The sequence below is a fragment of the Actinoplanes sp. NPDC051343 genome (assembly GCF_044455125.1).
Taxonomy (GTDB): Bacteria; Actinomycetota; Actinomycetes; order Mycobacteriales; family Micromonosporaceae; genus Actinoplanes.
The window spans coordinates 336,324-348,118 of the sequence record NZ_JBITEL010000005.1; the positions used below are offsets into that span (position 1 = coordinate 336,324).

9 protein-coding genes are annotated in these 11,795 nt (G+C 70.1%); 7 read left to right on the forward strand and 2 right to left on the reverse strand.

Annotated features, from left to right (window positions below):
• Window positions 1-28: 28 nt before the first annotated feature.
• Window positions 29-1,717, forward strand: a complete 1,689-nt coding sequence (locus ACIA5C_RS18985) for a putative bifunctional diguanylate cyclase/phosphodiesterase (protein WP_396056236.1) — start codon at window positions 29-31, stop codon at window positions 1,715-1,717.
• A gap of 98 nt (window positions 1,718-1,815) precedes the next feature.
• Here the strand turns inward: ACIA5C_RS18985 and fxsT are convergent, their stop codons facing one another.
• Entirely contained in the window at window positions 1,816-4,239 is a 2,424-nt protein-coding gene (fxsT, locus tag ACIA5C_RS18990; RefSeq protein WP_396056238.1) for an FxSxx-COOH system tetratricopeptide repeat protein, read from the reverse strand.
• A gap of 80 nt (window positions 4,240-4,319) precedes the next feature.
• Here fxsT and ACIA5C_RS18995 point away from each other — a divergent pair, with 80 nt between their 5' ends.
• Complete coding sequence (locus ACIA5C_RS18995; RefSeq protein WP_396056240.1) at window positions 4,320-4,637, forward strand: STAS domain-containing protein; 318 nt, start codon at window positions 4,320-4,322, stop codon at window positions 4,635-4,637.
• Here ACIA5C_RS18995 and ACIA5C_RS19000 read toward each other — a convergent pair.
• Complete coding sequence (locus tag ACIA5C_RS19000; protein ID WP_396056242.1) at window positions 4,600-5,907, reverse strand: MFS transporter; 1,308 nt, start codon at window positions 5,905-5,907, stop codon at window positions 4,600-4,602. The two genes, ACIA5C_RS18995 and ACIA5C_RS19000, sit on opposite strands and share 38 nt — an antisense overlap.
• 71 nt (window positions 5,908-5,978) lie before the next feature.
• Here ACIA5C_RS19000 and ACIA5C_RS19005 point away from each other — a divergent pair, with 71 nt between their 5' ends.
• The 5 genes from ACIA5C_RS19005 (at window position 5,979) to ACIA5C_RS19025 (ending at window position 11,795) form a co-directional block, all read left to right on the forward strand.
• A complete protein-coding gene (locus ACIA5C_RS19005) occupies window positions 5,979-6,950 on the forward strand; it encodes a GlxA family transcriptional regulator (protein WP_396056244.1) in 972 nt (323 codons plus the stop codon).
• Window positions 6,951-7,064: 114 nt separating this feature from the next.
• Complete coding sequence (locus ACIA5C_RS19010) at window positions 7,065-8,729, forward strand: GspE/PulE family protein (RefSeq protein WP_396056246.1); 1,665 nt, start codon at window positions 7,065-7,067, stop codon at window positions 8,727-8,729.
• A 164-nt stretch (window positions 8,730-8,893) separates the two neighbouring features.
• The gene (locus tag ACIA5C_RS19015; protein WP_396056248.1) at window positions 8,894-9,988 is read left to right on the forward strand and encodes a type IV pilus twitching motility protein PilT; all 1,095 of its coding nucleotides are present in this window, start codon (window positions 8,894-8,896) and stop codon (window positions 9,986-9,988) included.
• A 3-nt stretch (window positions 9,989-9,991) separates the two neighbouring features.
• A complete protein-coding gene (locus tag ACIA5C_RS19020; protein WP_396056250.1) occupies window positions 9,992-11,224 on the forward strand; it encodes a type II secretion system F family protein in 1,233 nt (410 codons plus the stop codon).
• A 100-nt stretch (window positions 11,225-11,324) separates the two neighbouring features.
• Complete coding sequence (locus ACIA5C_RS19025) at window positions 11,325-11,795, forward strand: type II secretion system protein (RefSeq protein ID WP_396056252.1); 471 nt, start codon at window positions 11,325-11,327, stop codon at window positions 11,793-11,795.

Consider the following 11,795-nt stretch of genomic DNA (forward strand, 5'->3'; position numbering starts at 1 on the left):
CAACCGATGGAAGGCGCGGAGGTGAAGCATGAGCCGGACCGGCAAAGCCACGGATGTGCTGCGTCGCGTCGTCGACGACGCCATGATTTTTGCGTCGCTGTTGGTGCTTGCTTGGCCGGTGTTCTTCGATGACCTGGGCCGGCCGGGCACGACCGTGCTCGACCGGGCCTGGCCGGTCGGGGTCGTTGTGGTGTTCGGCGCGGTGGTCGCGAAGGTGAGTGAGCGGTGGCCGCTCGCCCGGTACGCGCCCGCCTTCGCGGCCGTTGTCATCGCCGCCGTCATGCACTCCCGGACCGGGGGCGCCGGGCCGGAGCTGACCTGGCTGATCATCGTGGTGGCGGCGATCGTCCTGGTGCGGCAGTTCCTCGGGGCCCGCACCAACGAGGGGCTGATCCGTGACCTGACCCGCCAGCGCGCCATCATGGCCCGGCAGGCGTTCCGCGACCCGCTGACCCAGCTGGGCAACCGGGCCATGTTCATCAACCACGCCGAGGACGCGCTCGGCGACGCCGACGAGACGATGACCGCGGTCATCATCGTCGACCTGGACGGGTTCAAGGACGTCAACGACACGTACGGCCACGCGGCCGGCGACGAGCTGCTCAAGACCACCGCGACCCGGCTGAACGCGAACGTGCGGGCCAACGACACGGTGTCCCGGCTCGGCGGCGACGAGTTCGTGGTGCTGCTGCCCCGGCTGGTCGACGACACGATCGCCGACACCGTGGCCGACCGCATACTGCGTGACCTGCTGCAGCCGTTGGTGGTCGGCGACGTCATGCTCAGCATCCGGGCCAGCGCGGGCATCGCGATCACCCGGGGCAGCGGCCACGACGTCGACGAGGTGCTGCGGGAGGCCGACCAGGCGCTCTACCAGGCCAAGGCCGAGGGCAAGGGTGTCGCCCGGCGGTTCGACCCGGAGCTGTTCGCGCGCACCGAGAAGCGGCGGCTCGACGAGGCCGAGTTGCGGCGGGCGTTCGCCGAGAGGCAGTTCGAGGTGCACTACCAGCCGATCGTCGACCTGGACGGGGAGCACACGGTCGGCGTCGAGGCGCTGATCCGGTGGCGGCACCCCGAGCGTGGCCTGCTGCCGCCGGCCGCCTTCCTCGACCTGGCCGAGGAACTGGGCATGCTGCCCGAGGTCGGACACTGGGTGCTTCAGGAAGCGTGCCGGCAGGCGGTCATCTGGCAGGAGCACACCCCGGGCTTCGAGCTCAACGTCAACCTGTCGGCGTCCCAGCTCGGCAACCCGGCCCTGTGCGACGAGGTACGCGAGGTCCTGGCCACCACCGGCATGCCGGCCCAGCTGCTGGTGCTGGAGCTGACCGAGACGGTGGCGCTGACGGACCTCGGCGAGTCGGCCCGCATCCTGGGCTCGCTGAAGGCGCTCGGCGTGCGGATCGCGCTCGACGACTTCGGCACCGGGTTCTCGTCGCTGAGCCACCTGGGTGTGCTGCCGGTCGACGTGGTGAAGATCGACAAGTCGTTCGTGGCGGCGATGCGGGAGAGCGGCGGCGCGTCGGTGGCCGAGGCGGTGCTGCAGATCGCCCGCACCTTCGGCCTGGCCCCGGTGGCCGAGGGTGTGGAGGACGCGGTGCAGGCGTCTCGGCTGCGCGAGCTGGACTGCGCGCAGGCGCAGGGTTACCACTTCGCCAAGCCGATGCCGGCCGACGAGCTGACCGACCTCCTGGTCCGCCAGGCGGCGGTGAAGAGCTAGGCCGCGGTGAAGAGCTAGGCCGCGGTGAAGAGCTAGGCCGCGGTGAAGAGCTAGGCCGCGGTGAAGAGCTGGGCGGTGAAGAGCTGGGCGGTGAAGAGTTACAGGGGCGAGAGGTCGATGTCGACCTCGAGCCGTTCCCCGGCCGAAACGTCGGACAGCACCGGATGGCCCTCGCCGAAGACCTTGGCGAGGGCCTCCGCCGTCTGCCGCAGCGCCTCGGCGTCGCCGCCGGCCAGCACCGCGTTCCATTGCACGGTCAGGGTGTCGGGGTGTTCGGCGCCGCGGATCAGCCGGGACCGCTGCCAGGTGTCGGAGGCGACCTGCTGGCCGTGCTGCCGTTCGCCGAGGCCGAACAGGTCGGAGGCGAAGCCGTTGGCGCAGGCGAGCGTGAACGGGTGGTCAGCGCCGACGCTGCGCTGCAGGCCGCCCAGCGCCTCCTGGTCGATGCGGCGGGCGTCGCCGTGCCGGCCCAGCCCGCGCACCACCCCGGCCAGCGCGGCCGACGAGGCGAGCGTGAACGGGTGTTCGTCGCCGAGCGTCGAGTGGTAGCGCAGCACGACCCGTTCGAGCAGTTCGTGGGCCTGGTCGAGGTCGCCGTCCTGGCGCACGCAGTTGGCCAGCGAGAGCCCGGCGGCCAGCGTCTCGGCGTGCCGGTCACCGAACCGGCGGCGGCACCGGTCGAGCGCCCACTCGGCCTGCTCGGTGCCGGTGGGCAGCCCGCGACGGCGGTCGGCCATCGAGGCGATCCGGGCCGCCCAGAGCGCGAACGGGTGGTCGTCGTCGAGCGAGTCGGGCCGTCCGCCGGCCAGCAGCGCGGCCGAACCGCCGTAGTCGCCCAGCCCGAACAGGTCGTAGGCGACGGCGGCCCGGGACGACAGCGTCTCCGGGTGGGTGTCGCCGAAGACCGCCTGCCGGTGCCGCAGGATCTGCTCGTCGAGGGTGCGGGCGCCCCGGAAGTCGCCGAGCAGCCGCAGGTCGGTGGTGAGGTTGTTGGCGCAGCGCAGCGCGGTCGGGAAACTTTCGCCGAACAGCCGGCGGTAGCGCACCAGGTTGTCGCCGTCGAGCTGGCGGGCCTGCCCGAAGTGGCCGCGGATGCGCAGGTCGGCGCCGACGCTGTTGGCGGTGGCCAGGGTGGCCTCGTCGTCGGCACCGAGGACGTCCCGCTGGATGCGCAGGGTCTGCTCGTTGAGGGCGCGGGCCTCGGAGTTGCGCCCGACCGCGCGCAACGCGTTGGCCAGGTGGAACGAGGCGAGCAGCGTCTGCTCGTCGGTCTCGCCGAGCGACTCGCGCCAGCGGGCGGCGGCCGCCGCGGCCAGGTCGCGGCTGGAGTCGAAATCGCCGCGGGCGAAGTGGAAGCGGATGCAGTTGATGACCAGCTGGCGGACGTCTTCGCCGGCCGCGCCGAGGATGTCGGAGTGGATCAGGTGCGGGGTCAGCTCGGCGTACCGCGGCCAGCCGGCCGGGTTGTCGGGGTCGCCCGGGTCGGCGGCGGCCAGCATGCCGCGGACGATCGACAGCAGCGACGCGTGCCGCTCGGAGCTGAAGCCCTGGCTGAGCATGCCGCGCACCAGCGGGTGCACCTGCAGCGAGGCGCCCGGCGGGTCGAGGTCGGCCAGGCCGTACTGCCCGATCAGCCGGATCGCGGCCTTGAGCCGGCGTTCGAGGCGCACCACCCGGGCCAGTTCGTCGTCGAGCGGCTGGGTGCGGGCGCCCCACAGCAGATGCCACGAGATCGGTGCGCCGCCCAGGAAGGCACCGAGCTCCAGCAGGGCGAAAGCCGCGGGGGAGGCCTCCGCCAGGGCGTCGGAGGCCAGACCGTACGCCACCCGGGTGGGCGTGGGGAACGCCAGTTCCGCCTCGCGGCGCGCGTAGCGGTCGAGGTATTCGTCGACCGGCCAGCCGGTGGCGGCCCGGACCGCGGCCGCCTGGTCGAGGGCCATCGGCACGTCGCCGAGCCGCTCGGCCAGCCGGTCGGCGTCGGCCGTCGACAGGTCGGGGGCGCGGTGGCGGAGCAGGTCGACGCTGTCGGCCCGGTCGAAGACCTCGACCGGCACCGGCTGGGCGATGTCTTCGGTCCAGCGCGGGTTGCGGCTGGTGATCAGCACGTGGCCGGCGCCGCTGGGCAGGTAGGGCTGGATGTCCTCGGGGCGGTTGGCGTTCTCGAAGACGACCAGCCAGTTCCGGTACGGCTCGCCGCGGCTGAGCGCGTCGCGGACGGCGGCCAGCGTGCGGTTGATGTCGCCGGTCTCGGGGAGGCCGAGCCGCCGGGCCAGGCCGGTCAGCGCGGCGCGGGTGCCTGCGGTCTGCTCGGCCGGGATCCACCACACGAGCTCGTAGGAATCGGCGTAGCGGTAGACGTATTCGACCGCCAGCTGGGTGCGCCCGGTGCCGCCCAACGGGTGGTCGGCGCCGGGAAGGAGAACTGCCGGGCCGTTCGCCAGGCGGGACTGCAGGCGTGCCAGCAGCTCCTCGCGGCCGACGAATCTAGAATTGCGCGGCGGCAGACCGCCCAGGATCGGCACACCACGCTCCTCACGTGTTTGGTGATGCCGATTACCGTACGTGGAACCATCGCCACTGGGAACCAGGAAGGGGTTCGTCGTTGGCCGACGAGATCGTGACAACCCTCGATCAGGACACCGGCATCGCGACCGTCGCCCTGCGCGGCGAGATCGACGTGCTGACCGTCGACCAGGTGCGGGTCGCGCTGATCGGGGCCCTCGCGGCGCATCCGCACGAGTTGGTGGTGGACCTGAGTGATCTGACCTTCATCGACTCGACCGGGCTCGGCGCGCTGATCGCCGGATTTCAGCGCGCCCGGGACGCCGGCGTGTCGTTCCGGCTTGCCCGTCCCACCCCAGGGGTACGCCAGATCCTGGTGCTCAGCGGGCTGCTTGAGGTTGTGCGGCTGACGGAGTAGTGGCCAGGCCGATGCCGGGCGCGATCGGCTTGAGCCGCTTCCCGGCGAACAGCATCAGGCTCAGCAGGCTGGCGAGGACGGCGAGGGCGCCGGCGCCGTACCAGGCGGCGTTGTAGCTGCCCAGTTGGTCGCGGAGCAGGCCGGCCGCGCTGGCCGCGGCGGCCGCGCCGAACTGGTGGGAGGCGAAGACCCAGCCGAAGACGACCGCGCCGCGCTCGCCGAAGTATTCCCGGCACAGCGTCACGGTCGGCGGCACGGTGGCCACCCAGTCGAGGCCGTAGAACAGGATGAACAGCACCATGCTCGGGTGCACGGTGGCCGCGAACAGCGACGGCAGCACCAGCAGCGACATCCCCCGAAGGAAGTAGTAGCCGCCGAGCAGGATGCGGCTGTCGACCCGGTCGGTCAGCCAGCCCGAGGCGATGGTGCCGACGATGTCGAACATGCCGACCAGGGCGAGCAGGCCGGCCGCGGTCGTCTCCGGTACGCCGTGGTCGTGCGCGGCCGGGATGAAGTGGGTGCCGACCAGCCCGTTGGTGGTGGCGCCGCAGATCGCGAAGCCGCCCGCGAGCAGCCAGAAGGCCCGCTTCCTGGAGGCCTCGCGGAGCGCGCTCAGCGCGGTGCGGGCGGCCCCGGCCGCGGCGATCGGTGCGGGCTGGGTGAACTCCCCGCCGTACGGGGCGATGTCCAGCTCGGCCGGGTGGTCGCGCAGCCGCCACCAGACCAGCGGCACCACGGCGAGCGCGGCGGCGGCGACGGTGAGCGCGGCGACCCGCCAGCCGTGGCTGGTGGTCAGCGAGGCGAGCACCGGCAGGAAGACCAGGTTGCCGGCCGCACCGCCGGCGGTGAGTACGCCGGTGACCAGGCCGCGGTGCTTGACGAACCACCGGCCGGTGATCGTCGCGACGAAGCCGAGCGCCATTGAGCCGGTGCCCAGCCCGACCAGCACTCCCCAGAGCAGCACGAGCTGCCAGCTCTGCCGCATCAGCACGGTGAGGCCGGAGCCGACCGAGACCAGCACGAGCGCGGCCATGATCACCCGGCGGATGCCGAAGCGGTCCATCAGGGCGGCGGCGAACGGGGCGGTCAGGCCGTAGAGCAGCAGGTTGACCGAGACCGCGGCCGAGATCGTCGCGGTCGACCAGCCGAACTCGTCGTGCAGCGGTCCGATCATCACGGACGGGGTGGCGCGGAAGCCGGCCGCCCCGACCAGCGCGATGAACGCGACGGCGGCGACGAACCAGGCCGGGTGCAGGCGGGTCTTGATCACGAGATCGATTCTCCGGGGATCCGGCGGTCCAGACGAGTGGCCGGGAGGCCATCGTGCGCAAGAATTGGGCCATGAAGGTTGCGATTCTTCTCCTCGAGGGCATCGTCCCGTTCGATCTCGGATCGGCCACCCAGATTCTCGGAACGGCGCGGGATGCCGGCGGCAAGCGGCTGTACTCGCTGCGGGTGTGCGGGGCCGGTCCGGTGCGGTCGGAGCACGGTTTCATGGTCACCCCCGACTACGGCCTCGAGGCGTTGGAGACCGCCGACACCGTGGTCGTGCCCGGGGTGCACACCGGCGGTCCGGTCACCGACGGCACACTCGCGCCCGGGATCCGCGAGGCGCTGGTGGCCGCCGCGGCGCGCGGGGCCCGGATCGTCTCGATCTGCACCGGCGCGTCGGTGCTGGCCGCGGCCGGGCTGCTGGACGGACGTGCCGCCGCCACCCACTGGAACTGGGCCTCGACCATCTCGCGGCTCTATCCGCAGGTGCGCTGGAACTTCGACGTGCTGTTCGTCGACGACGGCGACGTGCTGACGAGCGCCGGGGTCGGCGCCGGCATCGACCTCTGCCTGCACATCGTGCGCAGCGACTTCGGCACCGAGGTGGCCAACCGGGCCGCCCGGCGCTGCGTGGTGCCGCCCTGGCGGGACGGCGGGCAGGCGCAGTTCATCGAGCGGCCGGTGCCGGCCGCCGCCGTCGGCTCGGCCACCGAGCCGACCCGGGCCTGGGCACTCGACCGGCTCGCCGAACCGGTCACCCTCGAGGACATGGCCGGGCACGCGCGGATGAGCGTACGCACGTTCACCCGCCATTTCCGCTCCGAGACCGGCCTGAGCCCCCGGCAGTGGCTGCTGCGCCGGCGGGTCGCCCACGCTCAGCTGCTGCTCGAGTCGACCGATCTGGGAGTCGAGACCGTCGCCAGGCGGTCCGGACTGGGTAGTGCCACCGCGTTGCGCCAGCATTTGCAGGCGACTATCGGGGTGGCACCGTCGGCGTACCGGCGAACCTTCCGCCAGCCCGTCCACCAAGCCCATCCCTGAGCCCGCCCAATTTACGCCATAGTGTGACCAATCACGGCAGACTGATCCTCAGTTGGCGTCACCCGTATCCGATGGGCAGATGCCAACCGTGTAATTGCCGCCGCTGAGGATGTCATGGACCAGACCTTCCGCCCGCTGCTCGAAGCGCTGAAGCAGATCGGCGTCGACCCGGTCGCGATCGACGCTGCAGCCGACGAGGCGCAGAAGAGCGGTCGCTCGGTGCGTGCGGTCCTGATCAACGACAACGTGGTCACCGAGGAGCAGCTGACCGCGGCGGCCGCCCGGGCGTTCGGCATCAACACGGTCGACCTGGTCAGCTTCGTCCCCGACCCGGCGGCCCTCAAGCGCATCCCGCTCCCGGTCGTGCTCCGGCACCGGGTGCTCGGCCTGTCGATGGCCAACGGCGAGATCATCGTCGGTGTCACCGACCCGGGCGACGTGGTCGCGCTGGACGACGTACGTGCGGCGACCGGAATGACCGTACGCCCGGTGGTCGTCGCCCGCAGCGAGGTCCGCCGGATCATCGAACGCCTCCAGCGCGAGTCGAGCGACCTGGGCGAGATGGAGAGCGAGCTCGACGAGTCGAACTCGATGACCGCGCAGGCGACGAGCGCCGACGACGCGCCGATCGTCCGCTACGTCAACAGCCTCATCGAGCAGGCGGTGCAGAACCGTGCCTCCGACCTCCACCTCGAGCCGACCGAGGACGACATGCGGGTCCGCTACCGCATCGACGGCGTGCTGCACGAGGTGGACATCATTCCGCGCGGCGTCATGAACGCGCTGATCTCCCGCATCAAGATCATGTCGGGCGTCGACATCACCGAGAGGCGGGTGCCGCAGAACGGCCGCATCACGGCGATGATCCGCGACCGTACGGTCGACCTGCGTACCGCGACGCTGCCCACGGTGTGGGGCGAGAAGATCGTGCTCCGGGTGCTCGACACCGGCGGCATCGACCTCGACATGAACAAGCTCGGCTTCACGAGCCAGAACCTGGAGCGGTTCGCCGAGTCGTTCACCAAGCCGCACGGCATGGTGCTGGTCACCGGCCCGACCGGTTCCGGCAAGTCGACCACGCTCTACGCCACGCTGGGCCAGATCAGCAAGCCCGAGGTCAACGTGATCACGGTCGAGGACCCGGTCGAGTACCGTCTGCACGGCGTCAACCAGGTGCAGGTGAACGCCAAGGCGGGCCTGACCTTCGCCGCGGTGCTGCCGGCCATCCTGCGGTCCGACCCCGACGTCGTGCTGATCGGTGAGATCCGGGACGGCGACACCGCGCAGATCGCGGTCGAGGCCTCGCTCACCGGTCACCTCGTGCTCTCGACCCTGCACACCAACGACGCCCCCGGCGCGATCACCCGTCTCACCGAGATGGGCATCGAGCCGTTCCTGGTCGGCTCCTCGCTCGACGCGGTGCTCGCCCAGCGGCTCGCGCGGCGCCTCTGCGACTGGTGCAAGGAGGCGTACGTGCCGACCGAGGAGGAACTGATCGGCGCGAAATGGCCGGAGGAGGACCTGACCGTGCCGCAGTGGGTCTACCGCCCGGTCGGCTGCCGCAACTGCGCCAACACCGGCTATCGGGGCCGGGTCGCGATCCACGAGGTGATGACGGTCTCCCCCGAGATCGAGTCGCTGACCATCCGGCGGGCCTCGTCGAACGAGATCCGCGAGGTCGCGATCGAACAGGGCATGTACGACCTGCGCGCGGACGGCCTGGCCAAGGCGGCCGGCGGTCTCACCTCGATCCGCGAGATCTCCCGCGTCGCCATCTGAGCGACGCACCCTACCCCGCCAACCGCGCGCCCGCTCGAATCCGGCCGAACCGGTCCTAAAGCTGCTCGTTCAGGTGCCGAATTTAGGTGGCGTCAAGACCTGCGAAGAGATTGCCGGTGCAGATGTACACGCTAGATCAACAGGTGCCGCACCAGCCGGCCCCGATGGAACCGACCGGACCCGGGCCCGGCGATCTGGCCGTGCTCAATCAGATGCTTGTCACCCTCGTCGAATCACGCGGCTCCGACCTCCACCTGACGGTCGGCACGCCACCGATGATCCGGGTGAACGGCTCGCTGCGGCCGATCCCCGGCTACGGCAACCTGAACTCGGCCGACACCGCGCTGCTGGCCCGCGCCGCGGTCTCGCCCGAGCAGTGGGCGACCTTCGAGAAGGAACAGGAACTCGACTTCGCCCACAGCATCGTCGGCGTCTCCCGGTTCCGCGGCAACCTGTACATCCAGCGCAACTCGTGCGGCGCGGTCTTCCGGGCCATCCCCCACGAGATCAAGCCGCTGGACGAGCTGGGCATGCCCGACTCGGTGGCCCGCTTCGCGCACCTGCCGCGTGGCCTGGTGCTGGTGACCGGGCCGACCGGTTCCGGCAAGACCACCACGCTCGCCTCGATCCTCGACCTGGCCAACCGCAGCCGGGCGGACCACATCATCACGATCGAGGACCCGATCGAGTTCCTGCACCCGCACAAGCGCAGCGTGGTCAACCAGCGCGAGGTCGGCTCGGACACCGAGGACTTCGCCAGCGCGCTCAAGCACGCGCTGCGGCAGGACCCGGACATCATCCTGGTCGGTGAGCTCCGCGACCTGGAGACGACGGCGACCGCGCTGACCGCCGCCGAGACCGGTCACCTGGTGCTGGCGACCCTGCACACGCAGAGCGCCACCCAGACCATCGACCGCGTCATCGACATCTTCCCGCCGCACCAGCAGCTGCAGATCCGGGCTCAGCTCGCGGCCTCGCTGCAGGGCGTCGTCACCCAGGCGCTGGCCCCCCGGGCGGACAACAAGGGCCGGACGGTGGTCTGCGAGATCCTGACCGCGACCCCGGCCATCCGCAGCCTGATCCGCGAGGGCAAGTCGCATCAGATCCCCTCGTTCATGCAGGCCGGCGCCGGCGACGGCATGTTGGCCTTCGACCAGCACCTGGCCGAGAAGGTCCGCGAGGGCATCGTCACGCTGCAGGTCGCCCTCGAGCTGTGCCACTCCCAGGAAGAACTCAAGCGTCTCGTGGGACGGATGTGACCGATGCCGGGGACCAAGACCTACCACTACAACAGCATCGACTCGACCGGCCGCCGCACCAAGGGCACGGTCGAGGCGCCGAACGAGGCCGCCGCGACCCACATGCTGCGGCAGCGGGGTGAGACTCCGCTCGACCTGTCCGAGGCCGGCCAGGGCCTCAACAAGGACCTCAAGATCCCGGGCCTCGGCGGCCGGCTCAAGCTGAAGGACCTCGCGGTCTTCGCCCGGCAGTTCGCGACGATGACCGCCTCCGGCATGTCGCTGCTGCGTTCGCTGTCGATCCTCGAGGAGCAGACCAGCTCCCCCAAGCTGAAGACCGCGATCGGGGAGATCCGCACCGACGTGGCCTCCGGCGTCTCGCTCTCGGCGTCGATGGCCAAGCACGACCGGGTCTTCCCGCGCCTGATGATCGCCATGATCCGGGCCGGCGAGGCCGGCGGTATGATCGACCGCGCTCTCGAGCAGATCGCCGACAGCCTCGAGAAGGACACCGCGCTCCGCGGCAAGATCAAGAGCGCGATGACGTACCCGGCGATCGTGCTGTCGTTCACGTTCGTGCTGATCGCCGCCGTGCTGATCTTCATCGTGCCGATCTTCGAGAACATGTTCAAGAACCTCGGTGGCCAGCTGCCGGGCATCACCCAGTTCCTGGTCGACGCCAGCCACAACATGTGGTGGATCGGCCCGCTGGTCATCGTCATCGGGGTCGGCACCACGGTCTTCTACAAGCAGCAGTCGCGCAAGAGCGCCACCTTCCGGCTCAAGGTCGACAAGCTCAAGCTGAAAATGCCGGTCTTCGGATCGCTCTTCCGCAAGCTCGCCATGAGCCGCTTCTCCCGCAACCTGGGCCTGCTGCTGAACGTGGGCGTGCCGGTGATGCAGGCGTTGACCGTGGTCGGCGAGACGACCGGCAACGAGGTCATCAACATGGCCATGAAAGACGTACAGAGCGCGGTACGCGACGGAAACCCCATGTCATCGGCCATGCGGCACCACGACATCTTCCCGGCCATGGTCACGCAGATGATCGAAGTCGGGGAAGAAAGCGGTCAGATCAGTCAGATGCTCGACAAGGTTGCCGATTTCTATGACAGGGAAGTCGACGCGGCTGCCGAGTCCCTGACCGCTTCGATCGAACCGATCATGGTGCTCGTCATGGGCGCGGTGGTCGGCGGAATGGTGATCTGTCTGTACCTGCCGATGTTCACCATCTACCAGAACATCCAGAGCAACTGACGCTCAGGAGTAGTTAACGACCGGTCTCCCGTCGGTCGTCGGGCGCCCGAGCCCTTGAAAACACAACCGCCCCACCTGACGCCTACTGGAGGCACGCCCCATGCACGACATCATCAACCGGCTCCGCGCCAAGAAAGGCGACGAGGGCTTCACCCTCATCGAGCTCCTTGTCGTCGTGGTCATCATCGGCGTCCTGGTCGCGATTGCCGTGCCGGTGTACCTGAACTACCGCAAGGGGGCGGCCGACAAGTCGGCCCAGTCCGACGTGCGCGGCGCGATCAGCGCGATCGAGCAGTACTACACCGATAACGGCAACGCATACCCGACTACCCCGACCACCCTCCAGACCGCCACATTCCCCCTTGGAGCCTCGACGACCGCCAAGGTCACGTTGTCCGACAAGTCGAAGATGATCTACGTCCCGGTCGGCACCACCTCGTACAAGCTCTGCGCGTACAACACCGGCGGCAGCAACAAGGTCTACTTCTACGACAGCTCGGCCGGCGGGTCCGTGCTCGCGAGCTCCACGATCACCTACGCCGACCCGCTGCCCGTTGCCAGCTGCACGTGA